Source organism: Kocuria rhizophila DC2201 (assembly GCF_000010285.1).
In the GTDB taxonomy this organism is placed as follows: domain Bacteria; phylum Actinomycetota; class Actinomycetes; order Actinomycetales; family Micrococcaceae; genus Kocuria; species Kocuria rhizophila_A.
Map to the genome: position 1 here is coordinate 1,368,848 of NC_010617.1, position 25,813 is coordinate 1,394,660.

Annotated in this window: 24 protein-coding genes and 1 tRNA gene; 14 read left to right on the forward strand and 11 right to left on the reverse strand. The window is 71.9% G+C overall.

All coding sequences use genetic code 11. From position 1 onward, the window contains the following. Position 1 precedes the first annotated feature (1 nt). From sufD to KRH_RS06030, 4 genes are all read left to right on the forward strand, one after another. Positions 2–1,303 carry a Fe-S cluster assembly protein SufD gene (sufD, locus tag KRH_RS06015; protein ID WP_105590520.1) on the forward strand — a complete coding sequence of 434 codons (1,302 nt, stop codon included), beginning with the start codon at positions 2–4 and terminating at the stop codon, positions 1,301–1,303. Between the two features lie 88 nt (positions 1,304–1,391). Beyond that, positions 1,392–2,156, forward strand: a complete 765-nt coding sequence (sufC, locus tag KRH_RS06020; protein WP_012398296.1) for a Fe-S cluster assembly ATPase SufC — start codon at positions 1,392–1,394, stop codon at positions 2,154–2,156. Between the two features lie 33 nt (positions 2,157–2,189). Further along, positions 2,190–2,549, forward strand: a complete 360-nt coding sequence (locus KRH_RS06025; protein WP_012398297.1) for a metal-sulfur cluster assembly factor — start codon at positions 2,190–2,192, stop codon at positions 2,547–2,549. Positions 2,550–2,818: 269 nt separating this feature from the next. After that, positions 2,819–4,060, forward strand: a complete 1,242-nt coding sequence (locus KRH_RS06030) for an alpha-hydroxy acid oxidase (protein ID WP_012398298.1) — start codon at positions 2,819–2,821, stop codon at positions 4,058–4,060. A 27-nt stretch (positions 4,061–4,087) separates the two neighbouring features. Here KRH_RS06030 and KRH_RS06035 read toward each other — a convergent pair whose 3' ends face one another. The 4 genes from KRH_RS06035 to KRH_RS06050 all read right to left on the reverse strand — a co-directional run bounded on the left by KRH_RS06035 (position 4,088) and on the right by KRH_RS06050 (position 7,268). Further along, positions 4,088–4,993, reverse strand: a complete 906-nt coding sequence (locus tag KRH_RS06035; RefSeq protein ID WP_012398299.1) for a KPN_02809 family neutral zinc metallopeptidase — start codon at positions 4,991–4,993, stop codon at positions 4,088–4,090. 140 nt (positions 4,994–5,133) lie between these two features. After that, the gene (locus KRH_RS06040) at positions 5,134–5,877 is read right to left on the reverse strand and encodes an energy-coupling factor transporter transmembrane component T family protein (RefSeq protein ID WP_012398300.1); all 744 of its coding nucleotides are present in this window, start codon (positions 5,875–5,877) and stop codon (positions 5,134–5,136) included. Further along, on the reverse strand, positions 5,874–6,584 hold the full coding sequence (locus KRH_RS06045; RefSeq protein ID WP_226905884.1) for an energy-coupling factor ABC transporter ATP-binding protein: 711 nt from the start codon (positions 6,582–6,584) through the stop codon (positions 5,874–5,876). Before KRH_RS06045 ends, KRH_RS06040 begins: the two co-directional genes overlap by 4 nt. 51 nt (positions 6,585–6,635) lie before the next feature. Further along, entirely contained in the window at positions 6,636–7,268 is a 633-nt protein-coding gene (locus tag KRH_RS06050; protein WP_012398302.1) for a biotin transporter BioY, read from the reverse strand. A 397-nt stretch (positions 7,269–7,665) separates the two neighbouring features. On the opposite strand from KRH_RS06050, the gene KRH_RS06055 reads away from it, so the two are divergent. Next, positions 7,666–9,264, forward strand: coding sequence for an ABC-F family ATP-binding cassette domain-containing protein (locus tag KRH_RS06055; protein ID WP_012398303.1), 1,599 nt, complete (start codon positions 7,666–7,668; stop codon positions 9,262–9,264). Between the two features lie 60 nt (positions 9,265–9,324). Here KRH_RS06055 and KRH_RS06060 read toward each other — a convergent pair whose 3' ends face one another. The 4 genes from KRH_RS06060 to KRH_RS06075 are packed head-to-tail and all read right to left on the reverse strand — an operon-like array spanning position 9,325 to position 12,334. Beyond that, positions 9,325–10,434 carry an alcohol dehydrogenase catalytic domain-containing protein gene (locus tag KRH_RS06060; RefSeq protein ID WP_012398304.1) on the reverse strand — a complete coding sequence of 370 codons (1,110 nt, stop codon included), beginning with the start codon at positions 10,432–10,434 and terminating at the stop codon, positions 9,325–9,327. Positions 10,435–10,489: 55 nt separating this feature from the next. Next, positions 10,490–11,464 carry an SURF1 family cytochrome oxidase biogenesis protein gene (locus KRH_RS06065; RefSeq protein ID WP_041297355.1) on the reverse strand — a complete coding sequence of 325 codons (975 nt, stop codon included), beginning with the start codon at positions 11,462–11,464 and terminating at the stop codon, positions 10,490–10,492. Continuing rightward, complete coding sequence (locus KRH_RS12445; RefSeq protein ID WP_012398306.1) at positions 11,464–11,910, reverse strand: hypothetical protein; 447 nt, start codon at positions 11,908–11,910, stop codon at positions 11,464–11,466. Before KRH_RS12445 ends, KRH_RS06065 begins: the two co-directional genes overlap by 1 nt. A gap of 40 nt (positions 11,911–11,950) precedes the next feature. Beyond that, positions 11,951–12,334: a DUF3099 domain-containing protein gene (locus tag KRH_RS06075; RefSeq protein WP_226905880.1), complete on the reverse strand. Its 384-nt coding sequence runs from the start codon at positions 12,332–12,334 to the stop codon at positions 11,951–11,953. A 253-nt stretch (positions 12,335–12,587) separates the two neighbouring features. Here KRH_RS06075 and fabG point away from each other — a divergent pair, with 253 nt between their 5' ends. From fabG to KRH_RS06090, 3 genes are all read left to right on the forward strand, one after another. Further along, complete coding sequence (gene fabG, locus KRH_RS06080) at positions 12,588–13,313, forward strand: 3-oxoacyl-ACP reductase FabG (RefSeq protein WP_012398308.1); 726 nt, start codon at positions 12,588–12,590, stop codon at positions 13,311–13,313. A 41-nt stretch (positions 13,314–13,354) separates the two neighbouring features. After that, positions 13,355–14,110: an SDR family oxidoreductase gene (locus KRH_RS06085; protein ID WP_041297356.1), complete on the forward strand. Its 756-nt coding sequence runs from the start codon at positions 13,355–13,357 to the stop codon at positions 14,108–14,110. Between the two features lie 186 nt (positions 14,111–14,296). Further along, positions 14,297–14,382: transfer RNA gene (locus KRH_RS06090), tRNA-Leu, on the forward strand. 76 nt (positions 14,383–14,458) lie between these two features. On the opposite strand, the gene KRH_RS06095 is transcribed toward KRH_RS06090, so the two are convergent. After that, a complete protein-coding gene (locus KRH_RS06095) occupies positions 14,459–15,232 on the reverse strand; it encodes an Ltp family lipoprotein (protein ID WP_041297357.1) in 774 nt (257 codons plus the stop codon). A 415-nt stretch (positions 15,233–15,647) separates the two neighbouring features. Here KRH_RS06095 and KRH_RS06100 point away from each other — a divergent pair, with 415 nt between their 5' ends. The 5 genes from KRH_RS06100 (at position 15,648) to KRH_RS06120 (ending at position 21,687) form a co-directional block, all read left to right on the forward strand. After that, a complete protein-coding gene (locus KRH_RS06100) occupies positions 15,648–17,837 on the forward strand; it encodes an MMPL family transporter (RefSeq protein WP_012398311.1) in 2,190 nt (729 codons plus the stop codon). A gap of 150 nt (positions 17,838–17,987) precedes the next feature. After that, positions 17,988–18,917, forward strand: a complete 930-nt coding sequence (serB, locus tag KRH_RS06105) for a phosphoserine phosphatase SerB (protein WP_041297358.1) — start codon at positions 17,988–17,990, stop codon at positions 18,915–18,917. A 78-nt stretch (positions 18,918–18,995) separates the two neighbouring features. Then, on the forward strand, positions 18,996–19,778 hold the full coding sequence (locus KRH_RS06110) for an ABC transporter ATP-binding protein (protein WP_012398313.1): 783 nt from the start codon (positions 18,996–18,998) through the stop codon (positions 19,776–19,778). Between the two features lie 9 nt (positions 19,779–19,787). Next, complete coding sequence (locus KRH_RS06115; RefSeq protein WP_012398314.1) at positions 19,788–20,708, forward strand: sulfite exporter TauE/SafE family protein; 921 nt, start codon at positions 19,788–19,790, stop codon at positions 20,706–20,708. Between the two features lie 151 nt (positions 20,709–20,859). Then, positions 20,860–21,687, forward strand: coding sequence for a TrmH family RNA methyltransferase (locus KRH_RS06120; protein ID WP_012398315.1), 828 nt, complete (start codon positions 20,860–20,862; stop codon positions 21,685–21,687). Positions 21,688–21,877: 190 nt separating this feature from the next. On the opposite strand, the gene KRH_RS06125 is transcribed toward KRH_RS06120, so the two are convergent. Next, entirely contained in the window at positions 21,878–23,914 is a 2,037-nt protein-coding gene (locus tag KRH_RS06125; RefSeq protein WP_070105250.1) for a S8 family serine peptidase, read from the reverse strand. Between the two features lie 284 nt (positions 23,915–24,198). Then, entirely contained in the window at positions 24,199–24,456 is a 258-nt protein-coding gene (locus KRH_RS06130; protein WP_012398317.1) for a type B 50S ribosomal protein L31, read from the reverse strand. A gap of 261 nt (positions 24,457–24,717) precedes the next feature. On the opposite strand from KRH_RS06130, the gene KRH_RS06135 reads away from it, so the two are divergent. Continuing rightward, the gene (locus KRH_RS06135) at positions 24,718–25,782 is read left to right on the forward strand and encodes a lipoate--protein ligase family protein (RefSeq protein WP_012398318.1); all 1,065 of its coding nucleotides are present in this window, start codon (positions 24,718–24,720) and stop codon (positions 25,780–25,782) included. The last annotated feature ends 31 nt before the right edge of the window (positions 25,783–25,813 follow it).

Genomic DNA, 25,813 nt, shown 5'->3' on the forward strand with positions numbered 1-25,813 from the left:
TATGTCCACCACTGATCAGACCGCCCGTGCCGCACAGGACGCCGACGAGCAGGTGAACGGGGTGTCCACCGGCGAGGACCGCGTGGCCATCCCGGGCATGAGCCAGGAGGGCGAGACCCTGCAGGAGGGCCGCAACCAGGCCGGTGAGCCCGAGATCCGCCACACCCAGCACGGGGACATCTCCGGCGTGCCGGACTCCTCCCGTGCCGGGCGCACCACGTCCTACGACATCGCGGACTTCCCGCCGCTAAGCAGCAAGCTCGAGGACTGGCGATTCACGCCGATCAAGCGCCTGCGCGGGCTCGACGACGCCGCCCTGCAGGGTCCCGCGCCGGCCGTCTCCGTCTCCGGGGACGACGCCGTTCAGGTCACCTCGGTGCCGAGCGAGGACCCCCGCGTGGGCTCCGCCGGCATTCCGGAGGACCGGGTCTCCGCCAACGCGTGGTCCTCGTTCCGCGAGGCCACCGTGATCTCGGTCCCGCGCGACGCCCAGGTGGCCGAGCCCGTGATCGTCACGCTCACCGGCGAGTCCGAGGAGCCCGCGGCCCAGCACATCGTGGTGGACGCCGGGTCCAACTCCAAGGCTCTCGTGGTGCTGCGCCACGTGGGCACCGCCGTGCTCTCCCAGAACGTCGAGTTCTCGGTGGCCGACGGCGCCAACCTCACCGTGGTCTCCCTGCAGGAGTGGACGGACGACTCCGTGCACGCCTCCTCGCAGCAGGCCACCCTCGGCCGGGACGCCACGTTCAAGCACGTGCTCGTGAGCCTGGGCGGTGACCTCGTGCGGGTCACCCCGTCCACCCGCTTCACCGCCCCCGGCGGCGACGTGGAGATGTACGGCCTCACGTTCGTGGACGACGGCCAGCACCTGGAGTCCCGCCTGTTCGTGGACCACTCCGTGCCGCGCTGCCGTTCGCGGGTCAACTACAAGTCCGCGCTGCAGGGCGAGAACGCCCACGGCGTGTGGGTGGGGGACGTCCTGATCCGCGCCGAGGCCGAGGGCACGGACACGTACGAGCTCAACCGGAACCTGATCCTCAACGACGGTCCGCGCATGGACTCCGTGCCGAACCTCGAGATCGAGACCGGGCTGATCGCCGGTGCCGGCCACGCCTCCACCACGGGGCAGCTGGACGACGAGCACCTGTACTACCTGATGTCCCGCGGCATCCCGGAGGACCAGGCCCGCCGCCTGGTGGTCCGTGGATTCCTGTTCGAGATCATCCAGCAGGTGGGTGTCGAAGCGCTCGAGGAGCAGCTGCGCGCGTCCCTCGAGGCAGAACTGGCCCGCACCGAGAACTGAGCCCGCGGCGGCGTCGTCGCCCCACCGAAGCACTCGCACCGCACCCGAGAACGGGCCGGTGCCCACGAGACCCAAGGAGAAACGTTTCATGTCAACTCTGGAGATCAAGGACCTCCACGCGTCCGTCATCCTCGACGACGAGTCCGCCAAGCCCATCCTCAAGGGCGTGAACCTGACCATCAACTCCGGTGAGGTGCACGCGATCATGGGCCCCAACGGCTCGGGCAAGTCCACGCTGGCCTCCACGATCGCCGGCCACCCCAAGTACCAGGTGGACTCCGGCTCCGTGACCCTGGACGGGCAGGACGTGCTGAAGATGTCCGTGGACGAGCGGGCGCGCGCCGGGCTCTTCCTGGCCATGCAGTACCCGGTGGAGATCCCCGGTGTGACCACCTCCAACTTCCTGCGCACCGCCAAGACCGCCGTGGACGGCGAGGCGCCCTCCCTGCGCACGTGGACCAAGGACGTCCGCGCGGCCATGGAACAGCTGAAGATTGACACCGACATGCTCCAGCGCAACGTCAATGAGGGCTTCTCCGGCGGCGAGAAGAAGCGCCACGAGATCCTGCAGCTGGAGATCCTCAAGCCGAAGATCGCCCTGCTGGACGAGACCGACTCCGGCCTGGACGTGGACGCCCTGAAGATCGTGTCCGAGGGTGTGAACCGCGCGCTGTCCGAGGACAACACCGGGATCATGCTGATCACCCACTACACCCGCATCCTGCGCTACATCAAGCCGCAGTTCGTGCATGTGTTCGCGGACGGGCGCGTGGTGGACGAGGGCGGCCCCGAGCTCGCGGACCAGCTCGAGAACGAGGGCTACGACCGCTACGTCCAGGCCGCGGCCAAGTAGCACCGGGCCCACCACAACGAAGGAGGTCTCGCCATGAGCGATTCCACGGCAGCACCCGTGAGCGACGCGCCCGGTCCCAAGGGCCAGGCGTCCCTCGCCGAGATCGAGGACCTGCTCAAGAACGTGATCGACCCCGAGCTGGGCGTCAACATCGTGGACCTCGGCCTGCTGTACGGGCTCGACTACCAGCAGGACGCCTCCCTGCGCCTGGACATGACGCTGACCACGGCGGCGTGCCCGCTGCAGGACGTCATCGAGGAGCAGGTGGCCCAGAACCTGTCCCCGGCGGTGGACGAGTGGCACGTCAACTGGATCTGGATGCCCCCGTGGGGTCCGGAACGGATCACCGAGGACGGCCGGGACCAGATGCGGGCCCTGGGCTTCAACATCTGATCCCACCGGCTCCGCCACGCGCGGGCCACGGTGACCACCGCTCCGGAGACGGGGCACGGGAAGGGCACGATCCGCACGGGTCGTGCCCTTCCCGCTGTCTGCAGACCGGGCGGCCGCTCCCTGCGGACCGCGCCGGGGCCCTCGGGGTTCGGCCGGGCGGCCCGGGCCCCAGAGCACGTGACCGCCCTGGATCCGAACGCACCGGTCCTGCGCAGAGCGGTGCCGTGCCCCTGGTAGTTTCGAGCGAGAGTCCGCGACCGGAGGAACCCATGGAACGTCATCTGCCGCAACTGTCCGAGCTCAAGCCGCTGATGCAGTTCGGCTCGTTCAACCCGGATCGCCGGGCGGCGCGGCTCGCCAAGGCCGCGGACGTCGAGGCGCTGCGGCGGATCGCGCGGCGGCGCACGCCGAAGCCCGCGTTCGACTACGTGGACGGGGCCGCGGGCCAGGAGCTCACCTACCGGCGCAGCCGGGAGGCGTTCGAGTCCGTGGAGCTGCTGCCACGGATCCTGCACGGCACGGACACCGCGGACCTCTCGACCGAGATCACGGGCTTCCGCAGTGCATTGCCCTTCGGCATCGCCCCCACGGGCTTCACGCGCTTCATGCACTCCGAGGGTGAGATCGGGGGAGTGCGGGCCGCCGAGCGCGCTGGCATCCCGTTCTCCCTCTCGACCATGGGCACACGCTCCATCGAGGAGGTGCGGGATGCCGCGCCGGACGCGGAGCGCTGGTTCCAGCTCTACCTGTGGCGCGAGCACGACGCCTCCCTGGACCTGATCCGCCGCGCGAAGGCCGCGGGCACGACCACCCTGCTGGTCACCGTGGACACCCCCGTGCCGGGCCAGCGGCTGCGGGACACGCGCAACGGGATGGTGATCCCGCCGCGGCTCACCCCCAAGACGGTGCTGGACGCGTCCTACCGGCCCGAGTGGTGGTTCAACTTCCTCACCACGGACTCCTTGAAGTTCGCCTCCCTCTCGGACACCTCCGGGGCGCTGGCGGACCTGATCTCCACCATGTTCGACCCCGGGCTGAACCTCGCGGACCTCGAGTGGATCCGCGAGCAGTGGGACGGCACGCTCTACGTCAAGGGAGTCCTCACGCGGGAGGACGCGCGCCGTGCCATGAGCGTGGGCGCTGACGGGCTCGTGGTCTCGAACCACGGGGGCCGGCAGCTGGACCGGGCGCCGGTGTCCCTCACGGCGCTGCCCGAGCTGCGGGATGAGGTGGGCCCGGACGTGCCCCTGATCCTGGACTCCGGGGTGCTGTCCGGGGCGGACGTGGTCACCGCGCTGTGCGCCGGAGCGGACTTCGTGCTGATCGGCCGCGCCTACCTCTACGGCCTCATGGCCGGGGGAGAGCAGGGCGTCTCACGGGTCATCGAGCTGCTGGAGGCGCAGATCCGCACCACGATGATGCTGATGGGTGCCGCGAGCACCGCGGACCTCGGCCCGCACGGCATGCGCGCGCCGTGGCTGCCGCGCGAGGAGCGGGTGCCGCGCGGCTGAGCGCACGCGGGCCTCCCGCGGCCGGGCTCACTTCAGGGCGGCGGGCCGGTCCAGGGACTCGGCGGTGAACGTGTTGCACGCCCGGATGTCCCCGGTCTGGTACCCGGTGAGGAACCACGCCTGACGCTGCGCGGACGTCCCGTGCGTGAAGGACTCGGGGTGCGCCCGGCCCTGGGTGGTCTCCTGGATGCGGTCGTCGCCGATCGCCCCGGCGGCCTCGATCGCGTCCGAGAGCTCGGGGCGGGTGATTGGCTTGAGCTGCACGCTCCCGCCCGGTTCGGCCGCGTGGTTCGCCCACATCCCGGCGTAGCAGTCGGCCTGCAGCTCGGTGCGCACCGCCGCCGAGGTGGGCCCGTTCGGGTCCCGCTGCGCGCGTCCGAGGGTGCCCTGCAGGTTCTGCACGTGGTGGCCCACCTCGTGCGCCATCACGTACTCCTGGGCGAGGGCGTCGGTGCCCGCCCCGAAGTCGGTGCGCATCTGCTCGAAGAACGCCGTGTCCAGGTACACGGTGCGGTCCGGCGGGCAGTAGAACGGGCCGGTGGCGGAGGACGCCTGGCCGCACGAGGTGCTGTCGCTGCCCCGGAACAGCGTGACCTCTGGCAGGGTGTACGCCTTGCCCGTGGCCCGCGGGTAGTAGTCCCCCCAGAACTGGTCCAGGGACTGCACGGTGGCCACCATGCGGCACGAGGGGTCGGAGTTGGCATCCGCGCCCGTGCGGCACCGTTCGGCCAGGGCGCCGTCCACCTGCTGCGTGCCGGTGGTCTGGGCCTGGGAGCCGCCGGTGACAGCGTCGATCCCGTCCTGGCCGAAGAACAGTCCGGCGAGCAGCAGGATCACCACGCTGCCCAGTCCACCGCCCACCGCGATGCCGCGGCCACCGCCGCCGGAGCGGACGCGCCCGGCGTCCAGCTGGGAGTTCTCGTTGAAGCTCATGGGGGAAGCATAGGGCCGGCGGGCCGCGGTGGCGCGCCACGGGCCGCCGACGCCGCTCGTGGCGTCGCGCGCGTCACCGGGCGTCGACGCCGCCCGAGGCGCCCCGGGGTGTCCCCGGGCCTGGCCGTTCCGGGCCGCCGTCAGTCCAGGCCGCGGGCGGCGAGGGCCTCCCCGGAGCGGTGGGCGTAGTCGACCGCGGCGATCACCGCGGGGGTCACCAGGCGGGCGGCGTGCGGGCGCACGGTGCGGGCCGCGGCGGCGTCGCGCAGGGTGGACATCACGCCGAAGAGCCAGGGCACGGAACGGATCATCAGCGACACCGCCAGGCCCACGCGCTCGGGGTCCACGCCCACGCGGCGCAGCGGGGAGCACAGCAGCACGAGTCCGTCGATGAGCCGGGGCAGGGCGGTGCTGGAGATCAGCAGGCGGGACAGCGCGATCACCGCGAGCATTGAGAGCACAACGTCCGCGGCACGGGCGGGACCCGTGGCGAGCACGTGGTACCCGGTGAGCAGCAGCACCAGGAACCACAGGGGACGCAGCGAGGCGGCCCAGCGGCGCAGGCCGAGTCCGCTGCTGGCCGAGACCACCGCGGTCAGGGCCAGCACGGCCAGGGACACGGGCCATGCGCGCAGCAGCATCACGGCGAGCGATGCCCCGAGCAGCAGCGCGGCCTTGGCCCACAGCGGGCACCGGTGCAGGGCCGAGGTGCCGGGCACGTAGCTGCCCAGGAGGTCCTCGCCGCGGGCGCGGCGTCGTCCGCCCCGGCGCAGCCGGGCCGGGGTGCGTTGCCTCCGCGCGGAGGACGCCCGCGTTCCGGGACCGCGGACGACGCCGCCCCGGTCGTGGGCGCGCGCCTCGCCCGGGCCGCTTCCCCGGTTCACGCGGACCGGTCCCCGGTGGGCGCCTCGTCCGGGAAGCCGTGCTCGCACCACCGGCGGTAGCGGGGGATCACCCGCTCGGGCGGACCCTGCTCGATCAGCCGGGCGGCGTGGACCACGGCCACGTGCTGGGCGGTGGCTGCAAGCTCGAGGTCGTGGGTGCTGATCAGCTGCTGCTGGGGGAGGCCGTCGAGCAGTTCGCGCAGTTGCAGCCGGTTGCGCAGGTCCAGCAGCGTGGTGGGTTCGTCCAGCACCAGCACGCTGGGCTCCACAGCGAGCACCGCCGCGAGCGCCACGAGCTGGCGCTCCCCGCCGGAGAGGTCGAACACGCTGTGGTGGGCGCGCTCCTGCAGCCCCATGCGCCGCAGCCACCCGGTGGCCGTGCGGGTGCGCAGCTGCCGGTCCCGGATCCGGGTGCGGAGGGAGAGCTCGATGTCCTCGAGCGGGGTGGGCATGAGGATCTGGGAGGCGGGGTCCGTGAACACAAAGCCCACCAGGGAGCGGGCCTGCCGGGGCGAGGCCACCGGGTCCACGCCGTGGGTGTCCACGGTGCCGGCGGAGGGGGTCACGAGGGCGTTGAACAGCCGCAGCAGGGTGGACTTGCCCGAGCCGTTGAGCCCGATCACCGCGGTGCGGGGCGCGGTGAACGAGCAGTCCACCCGGTCCAGGATGGTCACCGGCCCGCGGGGGCCGTCTGCCACGACCGTCACGTCCGTGCAGCGCAGCGCCGGGGTGCGAGCGGGGTGGGCGTCACCGCCCACTCAGAGAACCGCTCCGGCCATGCGGGGGAAGGCCCGGTGCACGGCCACGGCGATCAGCGCGGCCACGAGGGCCTTGACCACGTCTCCCGGCACGAAGGCGAGATCAGCGAGCGCGGCGGCGGGCAGGGCGAGGCCGCCGTTGACCATCATGCCCACGATGCCCACCACGTGGGTCAGCACGAGCCCGGCCAGCCCGGCGAGGAACAGCTTGACGGGCAGCCCACTGCGGCGGTCCGGGTCCACCGCGGAGGAGCCCTCCGGGCGGTTCACGCGCTCCACGCGCACGAAGCGGTGGGAGAGCCAGCCCACCAGGGCGGCCGCGAACGGGAAGGAGAGGAGGTACCCGACGGAGGGCCCGCCGAGCACGCCCGGCCCGCCGGAGAAGCCCGCGAACACCGGCACACCCAGCAGCCCGACCACCACGTAGAGGGCCAGGGCGAGGAAGCCCCGCCAGCCGCCCAGCACCATGCCGGTGAGGAGCACCGCGAGGGTCTGCAGCGTGATCGGCACCCCGAGCGGGCCCACCGGGATGGCCGGGACCAGCGAGAGCACGCAGGTCAGCGCGGCGAACACGGCGATGTTGGCCAGGTCGAAGGAGGTCACGGTGCGAGGGGAGCGGGCGGCTTCTGTCATGGGCTGCAGTCTAGTTGCTGGGCCGGTGGGATCGGCCCAGGCGGCGGCCGGGCGGCGCGCGGCGGCGTCGTCGTCCGGGGGCGCGCGCGGCAGGGGGCCCGCGAGCGCGGGTGCGGGGTGGAAGGCACGGCGCCGCATGCGGGCCCGCAGCACGGCGGGCGGAACGCGGCGGACGGGGCGCAGCACGCGACCAGCCGCGGGGGACCCCCCTCTGAAGGGGTGCCCGCGGGGCGGGTGCCCCCGTGGCGGATTTGCGCGAGCGGATAGACTGGGGCGGTTCCCCGCTCGCATGGGGTGACCGCATGCCCGGAGGCTCTCCGGGCCACCGCACCGACCGCCGACGTCACCGTTCCCGCGCGCGTCGCGGCGTGACCGTCCCACGAAAGGCCCTGCTCCGTTGATCACCGTGACCGACCTCGAACTGCGCGCCGGAGCGCGTCTGCTCATGGACGAGGTGAACTTCCGCGTGGACAAGGGCGACAAGGTGGGCCTGGTGGGCCGCAACGGCGCCGGGAAGACCACCATGACCAAGGTGCTGGCCGGGCTCACGCTGCCCGCCGCGGGGGAGGTCACCCGCTCGGGCTCCATCGGCTACCTGCCGCAGGACCCCAAGGTGGACGACATGGACCAGCTGGCCCGGGACCGCATCCTCTCCGCGCGCAACCTCGCCGGCGTGATCTCCCGGCTGCGCCGCACCGAGGAGGAGATGGCCTCGGAGGACGAGACCGTGCGCGCCAAGGCCATGCGCCGCTACGACCGCCTGGAGTCCGAGTTCCTGGCCGGCGGCGGCTACGCGGCGGAGTCCGAGGCCGCGACCATCACCAACAACCTCAACCTCCCGGCGCGCGTGCTCGAGCAGCCTCTGCACACGCTCTCCGGCGGCCAGCGCCGCCGCGTGGAGCTCGCGCGGATCCTGTTCTCGGACGCGGACACCATGCTCCTGGACGAGCCCACCAACCACCTGGACCACGACTCCATCGTGTGGCTGCGCGAGTTCCTGCGCGGCTTCCAGGGCGGGCTGCTGATGATCTCCCACGACGTGGAGCTCATGGAGATGGTCGTGAACAAGGTGCTCTACCTGGACGCCAACCGTTGCGTGGTGGACGTCTACAACATGACCTGGAAGAACTACCTGCAGCAGCGCGAGCAGGACCAGGCCCGCCGCAAGCGCGAGCGCGCGAACGCCGAGAAGAAGGCCGGGGTGCTCATGGACCAGGCCAACAAGATGCGCGCGAAGGCCACTAAGGCCTCCGCCGCCCAGCAGATGATTCGCCGCGCGGAACGGCTCATGGCGGGGATTGAGGGCGAGCGCGTGCAGGACAAGGTCGCGGCCATTCGCTTCCCCAAGCCCGCGGACTGCGGCAAGACCCCGCTCACCGCGCAGGGGTTGTCCAAGTCCTACGGCTCGCTGGAGATCTTCACGGACGTGGACCTCGCGATCGACCGCGGCTCCCGTGTGGTGGTGCTCGGGCTCAACGGCGCGGGCAAGACCACCCTGCTGCGGATGCTCGCCGGGCAGTCCGAGCCGGACACCGGTGAGGTGGTCGCGGGGCATGGGCTCAAGCTCGGCTACTTCGCCCAGGAGCACGACACCCTGGACACGGACCGCACGGTGCTGGAGAACATGAAGTCCGCCGCGCCCGACCTCGCGGACACCCAGGTGCGCACCATCCTGGGCTCGTTCCTGTTCCAGGGCGACGACGTGGACAAGCCCGCCGGAGTCCTCTCCGGCGGCGAGAAGACGCGACTGGCGCTGGCAACCCTCGTGGCGTCGTCGGCGAACGTGCTGCTGCTGGACGAGCCCACCAACAACCTGGACCCGGCCTCGCGCCACGAGATCCTCAACGCGCTGCGCACCTACGAGGGTGCCGTGGTGCTCGTCTCCCACGATGAGGGCGCGGTGGAGGCGCTCGAGCCCGAGCGCGTGGTCATGCTCCCGGACGGCGTGGAGGACCTGTGGAGCCAGGAGTACCAGGACCTCATCAGCCTGGCTTGATCACCGTCCGGCGAGCCGGGGACGACGCCGCGGGGCCGCCCGGGCGGCGCGCCGCGGGTGTCAGTCCTCGAAGAGGATGACCTGGCGCACCGCGCGGCCGTCCGCGAGCCGGTCGAAGCTCTCGTTGATGTCCGCGAGCGCCACGCGCTCGGAGATCAGCTCCTCGATGGGCAGCTTGCCAGCGCGCCACAGGTCCAGGTACACGGGGATGTCTCGGGCGGGGACCGCGGAACCGAGGTAGGAGCCCACGATCGTGCGGGCCTCCGCCGTGAGCCCGAGCGGGGCGATGGTGGAGCGCGCGTCGGGGGAGGGCAGGCCCACGGTCACGGTGGTGCCGCCCGGGGCGGTGGCGGCCACTGCCGTCTCGAAGGCGCGCGGGTGCCCAGCAGCCTCGATGACCACCTGCGCCCGCACGCCGTTCTCGGCGAGCTCCTCGGGGGAGTGCACGGCGGTGGCGCCCAGCTCGGTGGCGCGCGCGAGCTTCTCCGGGTTGGCGTCCACACCGATCACGGGCCCCTCCTCCAGGGACAGCGCGGTCAGCAGCGCGGCCATGCCCACGCCTCCCAGACCGACGACCATGACCGTGTCCCCCTCAGAGGGGCGCCCCGCGTTGAGCACGGCCCCGCCGCCCGTGAGCACGGCGCAGCCCACCACGGCGGCGATCTCCGGGGGCACGTCCGCCCCCACGGGCACGACCGACTGGCGGCTCACCACGGCGTGGGACGCGAAGCCGGAGACGCCCACGTGGTGGTGCACGTCCTGTCCGTCCCGGTGCAGCCGCAGGGCCCAGCCCGGCAGCAGCCCGGCGTTGTTGGTCTCGGTGCCGGGGGTGCAGGGCAGCTTGCCGTTCGTGGCGCAGTTCTCGCACTGCTCGCAGCGCGGCAGGAACACGGTGGTCACCTGGTCCCCGGGGGCCACGTCCGTGACACCCTCGCCCACCTGCTCCACGATGCCCGAGGCCTCGTGACCGAGCACCATGGGCATCGGACGGGGCCGGTTGCCGTCCACCACGGACAGGTCCGAGTGGCACACCCCGGCCGCCCGCACCCGGATCAGCAGCTCGCCCGGGCCGGGACCGTCCAGCTCCAGCTCCTGCATGGACAGCGGGTGCGACTCGGCGTACGGGCGGGACAGCCCGATCTCGTCCAGCACGGCGGCGGTGATCTTCACGGCAACTCCTTCACGGGTGTGGTGGGCACGGGACGGGCGACGCCGCCCGCTCGCCTCACCGGCGGTTCTGCGCCTCGAGCGCGTCCAGCAGGGCGTCCTCCTCGTCCTCCGCGGTGGGGACGGACGAGACGCGCGTGCGCTTCGGGCGGTAGAGGGACTTCAGGTGGGCGGGCATGTCGTCGGCCATCTGCAGCTGACGGATCACCAGGGACTCGTCCACGTCCCCGATGTAGGTGCCCTCGGCGTCATAGTAGCGGGCCAGCTGCCGCTCGACCTCCGCCGCGTAGGCACGGTCCCACTCCTCGTTCTTCACGTGCTGGCGCGCCGAGTACCCGTAGGCCACGAACACCAGCACCGCGAACGCGTACCACTGCATCGAGTAGGACAGGTGCGGGCCGTAGGCCACCTCCGGGCGCTCACCGGGCTGCGGGGTGTGCGCCGCAGAAGGGTCCTCGGAGACGAGGTCGCCGTAGCCACCGGTGGCCAGGTCCTCACCCCAGCGGGAGCTCAGGGCGGGCAGGTCGATCGAGGCGGCCTGGCCCTCCGGCGCACCCCGGTCCACGGTGGCCTCGGAGGGGCGCAGCCGCGCGGTCACGGTCACCGTCCCTGCCGGGGGCGCGGGCACGGCGGAGGGCATCCCGTTGGCGGAGTCGTCCGTGGGGATCCACCCGCGGTTGACCGCCACGACGGGGCCCTCGGTGGTGCGCAGCGGCACGAGCACGTCGTAGCCCACGCGCCCGTCGTGGGGCCGGTTGCGGATCAGCACCGTGTCCTCGGGCAGGTAGGTGCCCTCGAGGCGCACCGGGTGCCACGTGGCGGAGTCGTCGTAGTCCTGGAACAGAGGCAGGCCCCGCGCGGGGTCGTAGGCGGGGGCGTCGTAGTTGTTCGTGATCTTGGTGTTCTCGGCCACCAGGTGGTCGTTGCGCGTCATCTGCCACTGCGCGAGGAACAGGCACACCACCGCGGCCGCGCAGGCCATGAGGAACCAGCCGATCCACGCCGGGGTGGTCAGGAACGAGTACTTGCGCATCACGGCTGCCGCCCCTCTGAACCGGTCCCGACGACGCCGCTGCCGCCCCGGGTGCGCCCGCCCCCGGTCCCAGCGGTGGCGCCCTCGGGGCCCGGTGCCGACACCTCTCGGGCGGGACCCTCCGGGGTCGCCGCCGGGTCCTCGGAGCCCGGTGCGCAGCCGTCGGGGGCAGGTGCGGGGTCCTGGAACGGGTCCACGGACTTCAGGAAGCCGCGCTGGCCCAGGAAGTCGGCGAGGTGCTCGCGGTGCTCGTCGCACGCGAGCCACGTCTTGCGGCGTTCCGGGGTGTGGACGCGGGGGTTGTTCCACCGCAGCGCCCACCGTGCGGCAGCACGGCAGCCGCGGCGCGAGCACACCGCGGGGTGCGTGTCGCGCGCGGGAACCGGGGCGGCGTCGTCGTCCCCCGAGGGGTGGGGCTCCAGCGAGCCGAGCAGATCGAAGTGCACCGTGTGACGTTCCTCCCGGGGAGAGTGGGGCTGGGGGCGCTCAGTTGCGCCGGGTGGCCGAGGGCGGAGCCGGTGGCAGCTGCCGCTGGACGGGGTGCACCGTGTACTCGGCGTCCACCACCACGGTGTCCGGATCCGGGGCGCGGTCCCGGGTCTCGGCGACCGTGGGCAGCTCGGTGCGCGCGGGCGGCTGGTAGGCCGAGCCGGCACGCTCGGAGCGGTCCGCCCCCCGGTTGGCAAGCATCACCGCGAACCACGGCAGCAGGGCCGCCCCCACGATCAGCAGGATCCGGGCCACGAGATTGTCGATCAGGACCACCCCGATGATGCACAGCACGCGCAGACCCATCTGCACCGCGTAGACCTTCATGCGGCGGGTCATGTCCGTGGTGTGCGGATCCACCGCCGAGGTGATGGAGTGCACCTCGGTGGAACCGTGCGTCTGATGCTGCGAACGTGTGATGGGAACCGGTCCTCCGCTGAGTGTCCTGCGCGCTGAGCCCGCGGGCAACGCTTTCACCACTGGCTGTGAGCGTGCTGACCATTGTCGCACCGTTGCGGTGGCACCCCAAGTGGGGGGAGCCCACCAGGTCAGGGGGCGGTTAGGATGCTGTGACGTTCCCGATCCCCCGGACGCGGTGCCCCGCCGCCTCCACACCTCCACGGAAGGTTTCACCATGTCAGAGAATCCCCCCGCCGCCCGCACCGTGCTCGTCACGGGCGGCAACCGCGGCATCGGCCGCGCCATCGCGGAGACGTTCGTGGCGGCCGGGGACAACGTGGTGGTCACGTCCCGCTCCGGTGACGACGGCCCCGAGGGTGCCCACACCGTGAAGGCGGACGTCACCGACTCCGCCTCCGTGGACGCGGCGTTCAAGGAGGTCGAGGCGACGTTCGGTCCCGTGGAGGTGCTCGTGGCCAACGCGGGGATCACCAAGGACGCCCTGCTGGTGCGCATGAAAGAGGCGGACTTCCAGGACGTCGTGGACACCAACCTCACCGGTGCTTTCCGCGTGGTGCAACGCGCCACCAAGGGCTTCATGCGCCTCAAGCGCGGCCGCGTGATCTTCATCTCCTCCGTGGTGGGCTACACCGGGGCCCCCGGGCAGGCGAACTACGCGGCGTCCAAGGCCGGGCTGATAGGGATGGCGCGTGCCATCACCCGTGAGCTGGGCTCCCGCGGTGTCACGGCCAACGTGGTGGCCCCCGGCTACATCCACACCGCCATGACGGACGAGCTGCCCGAGGACGTCACCGAGAACTACCTCTCGATGATCCCCGCCGCACGCTTCGGCCACGTCCAGGAGGTGGCCGGTGCCGTGAAGTACTTGGCCTCCGAGGACGCCGCCTACGTCTCCGGCGCTATCATCCCCGTAGACGGCGGGCTGGGCGTGGGTCACTGATCTCGCACCCGCCCGTGACACCCCTTCGAAGGAGAGAATGCATGAGCACAGTGGCCGGCAAGACCGTGATCATCACCGGATCCTCGCGGGGGGTGGGCGCGGACACCGCCAAGATCCTCGCGGGCCAGGGCGCCAATGTGGTGATCAACTACCGCCAGAAGGCCCCGCGCGCCACCAAGGTGGTCAAGGAGATCACCGAGGCCGGCGGCCGCGCCATCGCCGTGCAGGCGGACATCACGGACCCGGAGTCCCGCAGCGGTCTGTTCCGCGCCGCGGTGGACGAATTCGGCGGCGTGGACGTGCTGGTGCTCAACGCCTCCGGCGGCATGGAGACGGACCTCGGCGAGGACTACGCCCTGAAGCTCAACCGCGACGCGCAGAACGACACCCTCACCGAGGCCCTCGGCCTGCTGCCCGAGGGTGGCCGCGTGGTGTTCGTCACGAGCCACCAGGCGCACTTCATCAACGAGGTCGAGACCATGCCCGAGTACGACGCCGTGGCCCGCTCCAAGCGTGCGGGGGAGGACACCCTCACGGCGAGGGTTCCCGAGATGGCGCAGCAGGGCGTGAGCTTCGTGGTGGTCTCCGCGGACATGATCGAGGGCACCGTGACCGCCACGCTGCTCAACCGTGCCCGCCCGGGTGCCCTGGACGAGCGGCGAGCTGCGGCCGGCAAGCTCTACACCGTCAACGAGTTCGCCCAGGAGATCGCCGCGATGGTCACCGCGGACGTGGAGTCCGGGCACGTGGAGCTCGTGGGCGGGGCCGAGGACTTCCTCTCCCAGGCGGGACAGTGACCGGCACCGTCACGCTCACCAACTAAGCCCCGCCGAGGACGACGCTGCACGCGGACCGCGCGTGCGGCGTCCTCGCGTTCCGGGCCCGCCCCGGTTCGAACGGTGCTGGGAACTGTGGTAGGTTTTCTGTCGTTGCCGAGGACCACCGGGGTTTCGTTCGCACGAACCCCACCGGCCCGGACACCTGCGCGGGTGGCGGAATAGGCAGACGCGCTAGCTTGAGGTGCTAGTCCTCGTATTAGAGGGTGGGGGTTCAAGTCCCCCCTCGCGCACAGAGAAGAACCCCGTTCGACCATCGGTCGGACGGGGTTTTCTCATTGCCGGCTCGCAGCCTGAGCGTCCCCGGTCTCAGAGCCCGTTCGCGGTGGCTCCGTGCGCTGCCTGCTCCGGGGTGAAGCCCTCGAAGACGAGCTGGTCGATCAGGGCCGCACGCGAGTACCCGGACATGTCCAGGTACTGCTTGCCCTTCTTGGCCGCCTGCGCCATGTAGTCCGGGCTGGTGGTGTCCACGCCGTAGGTGGCCTGCTCGGTGGTGAAGCCCTCGAACTGCAGCTGCTCGATCAGACCGCTGCGGGAGAACGCGGACGTGCGGAGGTAGTCCTCGGCCTTCTTGGCGGCCTGCTCGTCGTAGTTGGTGGAGAGGCTGTCCACGGCGGCCGTGGCCTCCTGGGCGGTGAAGCCCTCGAACTGCAGCTGCTCGATCAGACCGCTGCGGGAGAATGCCGTGAACGCGAGGTACTCGGACGCCTTGCGGGTGGCGCTGTGCTGCGACACGCCGCCCTTGCCCGTGCTGCTGCTCGCGCCGGATTCCGCGTCGTCACCGCTCGGGGAACGCGAACCGGTCGTGTCCTTGGCCGGGCTCGGTGCGGGCGGTTCGGGGGCGGAACTCTCCGCGACCGCCACGTACGAGGTGCTCTCATCGGCCGGCGTCTCGGCGGCCTCGACGGTCTGGGCCGCGTCGGACGACGGCGCAGTGACCGTCTCGGTCGAGGAGCTGGACGCGGCGGAGCTCTGCGTCGGAGCGGGTGCCACGGAGGACGTGGTGGATCCGCACCCGGACAGCAGTGCGAGAGCCACGGTGCCGCCGGAGAGCAGGAGAACGGGGGAGGGTCGCTGAGCCAAGGCGGGCCTTTCGGTGAGGGATGTGCCGAGACGGCATATCAAATGTATGAGCATGTATTTGCTTTCATACATAGTGACATCCGGACGCCCCCGTGGATGCCCCCACTACGGCCTACACGTGCCGCCCCGCGGCCGGGGCCCGGGCACCTGGGCAGGGCGCGGCCGGACCCGTAGCATGAGGGTCAGTGACCCGCGGCGTGCAGTGCAGCGGCGTCGTCATCAGGGCCGCAGCGCAGGGCGCGGACGGTCGCCCTCGCTTCGAGACCCCAGGTGAGACATGCCGAGCAACCCCGAGCCATCCCCCAAGGTGAGCAGCCGGCTGAGGGGAGTCCCGCCGACCGTACCGGAGGGCGCGACCGCGCGGGAGAGTGCTGAGGGCCCGCAGAACGCGGGCGGGGGCCGTGCCGCTGGCCCGATGACTCGCACCTCGTCGGATCGCGACAGGGGCCGTCTGCGCGGCGGCACCGGTGTACCCGGGTGGCTGCGCTGGCTGACCCCCGTGGTGCTCGTGCTCGTGTGGTTCGGCGTCATGGGCGTGGGCGGGCCCACGTTCGGGAAGCTCTCGGACGTCACGTCCAACTCGCAGGCGGACTTCCTGCCCGTGGATTCCCAGGCCACGCAGGTGCAGGACCGGCTGGGGGAGTTCCGCGACACGGATGGGATCCCCGCCATCGTGGTGATGGAGTCACAGTCCGAGATCACGGCGTCCCAGCTGGACCGGATCCGCACCGGCACCCGCGAGCTGGCGGGTGCCGCCGACGTGCTGGAGGTCTCGCCGCCCATCCCGTCCGAGGACGGACGGGCCGTGGAGGTGGTCGTGCTCCTGGACTCCGCCGCGGACACCGGGGACGCCGTGGCCGGGCTGCGCGAGAAGCTGACGGACCTCACCCCGGAGGGCCTCGCCGTGGCGGTGACCGGGCCCGCGGGTCTCGTGGCGGACCTCTCCGAGGCGTTCTCCGGCATCGACGGGCTGCTGCTGGGAGTCGCGCTGCTCGCGGTGCTGGTGATCCTGGTGGTCGTCTACCGCTCGCCCCTGCTCCCGCTGCTGGTGCTGCTCACGAGCGTGGCGGCGCTGTGCGGGGCGATCCTCGCGGTGTACCTGCTGGCGGAGCGCGGCGTGATCGCCCTGAGCGGGCAGACGCAGGGCATCATGTCGATCATCGTGATCGGCGCGGCCACCGACTACGGGCTGCTCTACACCGCGCGGTTCCGGGAGGCCCTGCACACCACCTCGTCCCGCTGGACCGCCACTCGGATCGCGTGGCGGGGCACCGTCCCGGCCGTGCTGGCCTCCGGGGCCACCGTGATCGCCGGTCTGCTGTGCCTGCTGCTCTCGGACCTCTCCTCCAACCGCGGGGTGGGTCCCGCCACGGCCATCGGCGTGGTCTTCGCGATCCTCGCGGGGCTGACCCTGCTGCCGGCCCTGCTCGCGGTTTTCGGCCGCGTGGCGCTGTGGCCCAAGACTCCGCGCGTGGACGAGCACCCCGAGGCGCACGCGCAGGCCATGGACCCCTACGCCCACCGGGGCGTGTGGCCCGCCGTGGCCCGGCTGGTGGACCGGAGGTCGCGCGCGGTGTGGCTCGTGTGCACCCTGCTGCTCGGAGTGGCCGCGGTCGGAGCCACCCAGCTGGACGCGGACGGCGTGCCCGAGTCCGAGTTCGTGCTGGGGCAGTCCGAGGCCCGGGACGGCACCGCCGTGCTGGAGCGCCACTTCCCGGGCGGCTCCGGGGACCCGGTGTACATCATCGCCGCCCGCTCAGAGGCCGAGGACGTGGCCCGGCACCTCGCCGCGGACGACGACGTCGCCTCGGTTGCCTTCACCGCGCGCGACTCCCCGAGTGGGACCCTCCCGTACCCCGCTCCGCAGGCCGGGCCGTTCGCGGGGGTCGAGCCCACCGTGAGCCGCGGGGACGTGCTGATCCAGGCCACCCTCACCTCCGCCTCGGACTCCGAGCAGGCCCAGGCCGCGGTGCAGCGGCTGCGCGGGGAGCTGGCCGAGATCACCCCGGAGGCCGCCGTGGGCGGCACCTCCGCCGTGCAGGTGGACACCATCGCCGCCTCCGAGCGGGACCGTGCGGTGATCATCCCCGTGATCCTGGTGGTGATCCTGCTGGTGCTCATGGTCCTGCTGCGCAGCGTGCTGATGCCCGTGCTGCTGATCGCCACCACGGTGCTGTCCTTCCTGGCGGCGCTGGGAGTATCCACCCTCGTGTTCGAGCTGCTGGACCTCAACCAGGCGGACCCCACCGTGCCCCTGTTCGGCTTCGTGTTCCTGGTGGCGCTGGGCATCGACTACAACATCTTCCTCATGAGCCGCGTGCGCGAGGAAGTGCTCGGCGCCGGGCACCGCGCGGGCGTGCTCGCGGGGCTCATCACCACCGGCGGGGTCATCACCTCCGCGGGCATCGTGCTCGCGGCCACCTTCGCGGCCCTGGCCGTGCTGCCCATCCTGTTCCTCGTGCAGCTGGCGGTGATCGTGACCATCGGCGTGCTGCTGGACACCATCGTGGTGCGCTCGCTGCTGGTGCCCGCCCTGGTGCTGGACGTCGGGCCCCGTTCGTGGTGGCCCTCGCGCGTGGGCACCCCCGGCCGGCACCGGGCGTAGCGGATCCGCGCCCGGGCCGGGCCCCGGTCGTGGCACACACCCGAGCGGTGAGCAGGCATACCGGTCCCGCGCGCCGCGCACCCTGCGACGACCGGCGGCGGGGGCCCGCGGGCTTTGTGCGCCCCACCGCGTGGCCGATACACTGCGGCCATGCCCCAGAACTGTGCCGTCGTCGCCCTTTCCGTCTCACCGGACGAGGAAGCCACGCGCGCCGTCGTGGACGCCGTGCAGCGGGCCGGGATCCCCGTGGACTCGCCCACCTGGGTGCGCGTCACCGGCACCGCCTCGGACGACCAGGCCGCGGACGTGGAGGGCTACAACGCCCTGAGCATCCCCGCCGAGGTCGAGGACGTCCCCGCTCTGCGCCGCGCACTGCAGCCGGACCCGCAGGAGCAACTGGTGCCCGGGGTGGACCTCGACGTCGTCGAGCGCCGCTGGATGCACCACGAGCGCCGCAAGCTCGTGGTGCTGGACGTGGACTCCACGCTCGTGCGCCAAGAGGTTATCGAGCTGCTCGCGGCCCACGCCGGCCGCGAGGCCGAGGTCGCGGAGGTCACCGGGCGGGCCATGCGCGGGGAGATCGACTTCGAGCAGTCCCTGCGCGAGCGCGTGGCCGTGCTGGCGGGGCTGCCCGCGGAGGTGATCGGCGACGTCGCCGCCGCCGTGCGGCTGTCCCCGGGCGCGCAGGTGCTCGTGCGCACCCTGCTCAAGGAGGGTCACGCGGTGGCCGCCGTCTCCGGCGGATTCGAGCAGGTGCTCGCCCCGCTGGCGGAAACCCTCGAGCTCACGCGCCACGCCGCGAACACCCTGGAGGTCCAGGACGGCGTGCTCACGGGCCGAGTGACGGGCCCCGTGGTGGACGGCGCCGCCAAGGCCCGCCTCGTCGTCGAGTGGGCGCAGGAGCTGGGAGTGGCCCCCGAGGACGTCATGGTGGTCGGGGACGGCGCCAACGACGTCCCGATGGCCCGCACCGCGGGACTGTCCGTGGCGTACCGGGCGAAGCCCGCGCTGCGTGCCGTGGCGGACACCCAGCTGAGCCTGCCCAACCTGGACGCCCTGCGGTTCTTCCTGGACCTGTGAACCGCGTCCCGCTCCGGGAGGCCGCCGCCGGTGCGCCGGACTGCGGAGCGGCGGGCCCCGGGCACTAGAGTTGCCGTCATGAGTGCAGTTCTTGAATTGGTGGACGTCACCGTGGTCCGCGGTGAGAAGACCCTGCTGGATTCCGTGGACTGGACCGTGCAGGACGGCGAGCGCTGGGTGATCCTGGGCCCCAACGGCGCGGGCAAGTCCACCCTGCTGTCCATTGCCGCGGCACGGCTGCACCCCACCCGCGGGATGGTCGACATCCTGGACGAGATCCTCGGGGCGGTGGACGTGTTCGAGCTGCGTCCGCGCATCGGTGTCAGCTCCGCGCCGCTGGCCGGGCAGATCCCGCACGCGGAGTCCGTGGCGGACGTGGTGCTCACCGCGGCGTACGGCGTGACCGGGCGGTGGCGGGAGGAGTACGACGCCGCCGACGCGGCGCGCGCCGAGGAGCTGCTGGACGCGTGGGGCCTGGCCCCCTTGCGGGAGCGCCGCTACGGGACTCTGTCCGAGGGGGAGCGCAAGCGGGTGCTGATCGCGCGTGCGCTGATGACGGACCCCGAGCTGCTGCTGCTGGACGAACCGGCCGCCGGTCTGGACGTGGGGGGCCGTGAGAAGCTCGTGCAGCGCCTGGACGAGCTCGCCCGGGACGAGGCCGCCCCGGCCATGGTCATGGTCACCCACCACCTGGAGGAGGTCCCGGACGGCTTCACGCACGCGCTGCTGCTGCGCGAGGGTCGGATCGTGGCCGCGGGGCCCGTGGGGCAGGTGATGACCCAGAAGAACCTCTCCGAGACGTTCGACATGGCCCTGAAGCTCGTCAGGGTGGGCCACCGCTACGCCGCGTTCGCGCGCTGAGCCGCCCGCATGATGCACCTCAGCGCAGCCCTTCCCACCCAGTTGCTCGGCGCCGGGGGCGCCGTGGGCTTCGAGTGGTGGCAGGTGCTGCTCATCCTGGTGGCCGGGCTGTGGGCCGGGACCATCAACACCATCGTGGGCTCGGGAACCCTCGTGACGTTCCCCGTGCTCGTGACCATGGGGGTTCCCCCGGTCACGGCGTCCATGTCCAACGCGATGGGGCTGATCGCGGGCAACCTGACCGGCGCCTGGAGCTACCGCAGCGAGCTGCGCGGGCTCAGGCGCACCCTGCTCAAGCTGCTGCCGTGCTCGGTGGCCGGCGGGGTGATCGGTGCCGTGCTGCTGCTGCACCTGCCCGAAGAGGTCTTCGAGGTCGTCGCGCCCGCGCTGATCGTGGTGGCCCTGCTGTTCGTGGTGTTCCAGCCGCGGCTGCAGGCCGTGGTGCGTGCCCGCAAGGAGCGCCAGGCGAGCACCCCGGGTGCCTCTCAGGGCGCATCGGGGCACGACGCCGCTGTCCCCGCCGAGGGGGGCACGGCGTCGTCGTCCGTGCAGCCCGACGGCGCGCGGCAGCCCGCGATCCTGTACGTGCTCGTGTTCCTGGCCGGGATCTATGGCGGGTACTTCGTGGCGGCGCAGGGCGTGCTGCTCGTGGGCATCCTGGGGGTGTTCCTGCTGGCTCCGCTGCAGTCCGCGAACGCCGTGAAGAACGCGCTCGTGGCCGCGGTGAACATCGTGGCCGCCGTCTCCTATGTGCTGCTCGCGTTCGAGCGCATCAACTGGTGGGTCGTGCTGCTCATCGCCGTGAGCTCCACCGTGGGCTCGTGGCTGGGGGCGAAGATCGGCAAGCGGATGTCCCCGGTGGTGCTGCGCAGCGTGATCGTGGTCCTGGGGCTGGTGGCACTGGCGAACATGGTGTCCAAGCTGCTCTGACGAGAGCCTCCGGCGAGCGTACGAGCACGTGCGCGCGCCCAGATCGCGCCGCGCTGGCCCGTCCGCGGCCCTCCCGGATCCCGCGCGCCGGCCCGGTGCACGCCCGGCACGCACCACAACGAATTCCCATCCCGACGACCCAGGAAGTCCCGTGACCTCACCCGCACCCCTGTCCGAGCGCATCGTGGAACTGAGCGATCCCGCCGATCCCCGCGTAGCCGACTACACGAGCCTCACGGACGTGTCCTTGCGCCGGAAGCTGGAGCCCGAGCGCGGGCTGTACCTCGCGGAGTCCTCCAAGGTGCTGCGCCGCGCGCTCGACGCCGGGCACCGGCCTCGGTCCTTCTTCATGGCCGAGAAATGGTTGGACGGCCTCCGTGACGTGCTGGAGGCATACGACGTGCCCGTGTACGTGGGCGCGGACGAGGTGCTGGAGCAGATCACCGGCTTCCACCTGCACCGGGGCGCCATGGCGGCCATGCACCGGCCCGAGCCGCTGCCCCTGGAGTCGGTGCTGGCCTCGGCGCGGCGCGTGGCCATCCTGGAGGACATCGTGGACCACACGAACGTGGGCGCCATCTTCCGCTCGGCCGCGGCCCTGGACGTCGACGCCGTGCTGGTCACCCCGCGCTGCGCGGACCCTCTGTACCGGCGCGCGGTGCGGGTGTCCATGGGCACGGTCTTCCAGGTTCCGTGGGTGCGCCTGGAGCACTGGACCGCGGACCTGCAGCGCGTCAAGGACGCCGGGTTCCTCACCGCCGCACTCGCCCTGAGCGACGACGCCGTGACCGTGGACGCCCTGGCGGCCGAGGCACCGGAGAAGCTCGCACTGATCCTCGGCACCGAGGGCCAGGGGCTGGGGGCGGCCACCCTGCACCACGCGGACCGGCACGTGATCATCCCCATGAGCCACGGGGTGGACTCGCTCAACGTGGCGGCGGCGAGTGCGGTGGCGTTCTGGGAGACGCGGCCGCGCTGAGGCCGCTGAGCCGCGGTCCGTACAGGGCGGCGTCGTCGCGCTCGAGCCCGGTGAGGGCTCCCCAGGGCCCGGCGACGGGCACGCGGTGCGAGGGGCGCCCACCGGGCACGGTTTCACAGACGACGACGGGCGGCTCCCCTGGTGGGAAACCGCCCGTCGGCGTGTCAGCGGCGAGGTGGCGCGAGGGCCGTCAGCGCGTGGTCCACACCCCGCGCTTGGCGGTCCAGTGGGCGATGACGCCGTTGGAGAACTGCTGGCGCACCTCGCCGTTGCTCGTGTACTCGTCCGTGGTGGGCCAGCCCCAGCCGCGCTCGAGTCCGGCCCGCTTCCAGGCGTCGCCGATCCCCCCGGTCTCCTTCACCGCGTGGGCACCGGAGCGGGCGCTCCACAGGGTCTTGGTCACCGAACTGCCCTTGCGGTACATCTGGTAGGAACCGCCGTTCACACGAGCCTCGCCGGAGGACGGGAAACCGTAGCCGCGCTCACGACCGGCCGCGATGAACTTCTTGCCGATCACCGTGGAGTTCTCCACGACGTTCGCGCCCGTGGCGCTGGACCAGTAGATGGTTACCTTCCGCCCGTTCTTCACGAACTCCTGGTATCGCCCGCCGTTCGCGGCGTTGGCCTCGTTCATCACGGGGTTGCCCCACTTGGCCGCGCCCCCGGTGGCGCGCCACGTGGTGCCGATCCCGCCCGAGACCGTGTAGGAGGCCTGAGCCTGGTCGGTGGGAGCCACGGCACGCACCGCGGCCGCCGGGTTGAGGTTCAGGGACCCCAGGCGCCCGCTGGCGGTGGACTTGAGGATCTGCTCCACGCGCGCGGGGGTGATGGCCGGGTCCCGCTGCTTCATCAGCGCCACGGTGCCGGAGACCAGGGGAGTGGCCATGGACGTGCCGTACATGTTCCCGTACGTGGCCCCGGCGGGTCCGCGTGTGCCCGCGTTGACGGTGGAGAGCATCGGGTACTGGCTGGTGCCGCCCGGTGCCAGCACGTCGACGACGGCGCCCGTGTTCGAGTAGCCGGCCGTGTTGCCGTTGTTGTCCGAGGCGCCCACCACGATGGTGTTCGCACAGTTGGCGGGGGCGGTTCCGCCCGCGTTGACCGCGGAGTTGCCCGCTGCAACCACCACGGGCACCCGCCGGTTCACGGCGGCGTTGATGGCGTTCTGCATGGTGGTCCCGCACTCGCCCGGGTAGTTCAGCGAGAGGTTGATGACCGTGGCGGGGGTGCGGTTGGCGGGCTGTCCCGCCACCGGTGCGCCGGCGGACCACGCGACGGCGTCGGCGATGTCCGAGACCCACCCGTTGGTGCACTTGCCCAGCACGCGCACCGGCTGGATCTTCGCGCCCGGGGCGGCCCCGACGATGCCGTTGCCGTTGTTGGTCACACCCGCGGCGAGACCCGCCACGTGGGTGCCGTGCCACGAGGAGTTGCGAGCGGCGGGGGAGCACTCGCCGGCGGCGCTCCAGTCGCCCTGGTCCTGGGGGTTGGCGTCGCGCAGGTCCCCGTCACGGGACAGGGCGGTGTCGTTGATGAAGTCCCGGCCAGGGACCACCTTGGAGTTGAGGTCCCCGTGGGAGGTGATCCCGGTGTCCAGCACGGCGATGGTCTGGCCGTTGCCGCGGGAGAGGTCCCACGCCTGGGTGAAGTTCACACCGCCCTGCTGGGGCCACAGGGTCCACTGGTAGTTCGTGTAGGTGTCATTGGGCACCCAGGAGGTGGACGCGAGGCGGTCCGCCTCCGCGTACTCCACGGCGGGATCGGCCTGAATCTTCGCGAGGACCTTCTCCTGCTCCCGCTCGTCGAGCTCACGGTCCAGCTTGATCACGTCCGCCTGCGCGGCCGTGGTCTTGACCCGTCCGGCGACCTCCGGGGCGCGGGTCAGCGCGTGCTCGGCCGCGGCACCCACCACCTTCTCTTTGGTGGCCTCCGGCACGGCGGTGTCCTTGAACTTCACGATCACCCGGTCCGTCTCCGTGGGGGGATCGGAGGGCACGGTGCTCGCCGGAGTCTCGGGGGCCGGGGCCGTCGGTGCGGCGGCGGCCGGCTGCGCGGCGAGCACCAGTGCGGCCGTCACGGCCAGGGGCAGCGTGGCCCGGCGCACGACGCCGCCCAGCGCGTTCCAGGGGCCCGCGGCGGCGTCGTCCCGTGAGGTGCGGAACGCGGAAGCGGTGCGGACAGGGGCAGGGGGGCGTGCTGCGAGCACGCGGGTACGACGGAGCGCCATGGGTGGGGAACCTTTCGTGGCCACGGCACGGATCGGGGGGTGCGCCGGGGCCTGGGGGGACAAGAGCCAGGCTCATCCTAGGGGGAAGATCACGAAAGGGTGACGATCTGCGCCAAGGTGTCGTCATCCGGGCAGTGTGACGGGCCGTGCACGGGCGGCTCCACGGGGGCGCCCGGCGCGGGAGTACCGCCCGGGAATAGTGCGAACCTGCGCGAGAACGGGCCCGGACGTGAAGACGCCCGGCCCACCGAAGGGTGGACCGGGCGTCAGGGGAGAAGTCCGGACTACTTGGACTTCCCGAAGTTCGCGAAGCGCTGGTTGAAGCGCTCCACACGGCCGGCGGAGTCCATGATGCGCTGCTTGCCCGTGTAGAACGGGTGGGACTCGGAGGAGATCTCGACCTCGATGATCGGGTACTCGTCGCCGTCCTCCCACGTCTCCGTCTTGGAGGAGGTGGCGGTGGAACGAGTCAGAATGACCTTGCCGGAGGCGAGGTCACGGAAGAGAACCGGGTGGTAGTCCGGGTGGATGTCAGCCTTCATGGTGTCAACCTTCTGTCGGTGCCTGGATTTTGCCAGGCACGGCGTTGCTCGGATGCGGTGCGCCCGAGCGGGCACACCAACCCACTATGGTACGCGCAACACGCCCCCGGGTCGATCCGGGACACGGACCGCCCGGCCACCGGTCCGCGGCAGGCCTACCATCGGGGGAGGACACTCGGCCGCACCCCGCACCGGGCGCGCACGACGCCGCCCACGCACCCCGGGACGCGACCGGAACCCACCACCAGGAAGGGTCGAGGCATGACCACCGCACGCGCACACGGCGAGTACAAGGTCCAGGGCGGGAAGCTGGTGGTCGCGGACCTCACGGTCACCGACCACCGGCTCACGGACGTCTCCGTCAACGGGGACTTCTTCCTCGAGCCCGACGAGGCGCTCGCGGACATCAACGCGGCTCTCACGGGGCTGCACGAGGACACCTCCGCGCAGGAGATGACCGAGCGGATCCAGGCCGCGCTGCCCGCAGGGGCCGTGCTGTTCGGCTTCGACGCCCGCGCCGTGGTCACCGCCGTGCGGCGCGCCCTCGGCAGGGCCACCACGTGGAGCGACCACGCGTGGGAGGTGGTGCCCGCCACCGTGCGGCCCACGCTGGAGAACCTCGCCCTGGACGAGGTGCTGGCCCGGGAGGTGGGCGCGGGGCACCGCCCGCCCACGCTGCGGTTCTGGGACTGGGACGAGCCCGCCGTGGTGATCGGCTCCTTCCAGTCGGTGCGCAACGAGGTGGACCCCGAGGGTGCACGGCGCCACGGGGTGCAGGTGGTCCGCCGCGTGTCCGGGGGAGGGGCCATGTTCATGGAGGCCGGCAACTGCATCACCTACTCCCTCTACCTCCCGCAGACCCTGGTGGACGGGATGAGCTTCGCGGAGTCCTACCCGTTCCTGGACGCGTGGGTCATGCAGGCCTTCGCGGAGCTCGGGGTGGAGGCGTTCTACGTGCCGCTCAACGACATCGCCACGCCGCAGGGCAAGATCGGCGGCGCCGCGCAGAAGCGCTTCGCCAACGGCGGGATGGTCCACCACGTGACCATGAGCTACGACATCGACGCGGAGAAGATGACGGACGTGCTGCGGATCGGGCAGGAGAAGATCTCGGACAAGGGCATCCGCTCCGCCAAGAAGCGGGTGGACCCGCTGCGTCGCCAGACCGGGATGGCCCGGCAGGACGTGATCGCCGCGCTGAGCCGCACGTTCACCGACCGCTACGGCGCCACGGCCGGGGCGGTCCGGGACGGCGAGCTCACCGCGGCCTGGAAGCTCATCGACGAGAAGTTCGGCACGCACGAGTGGATCCACCGGGTGCCCTAGGTACTATGTGCGAAAGCAACTGAGGATCTGC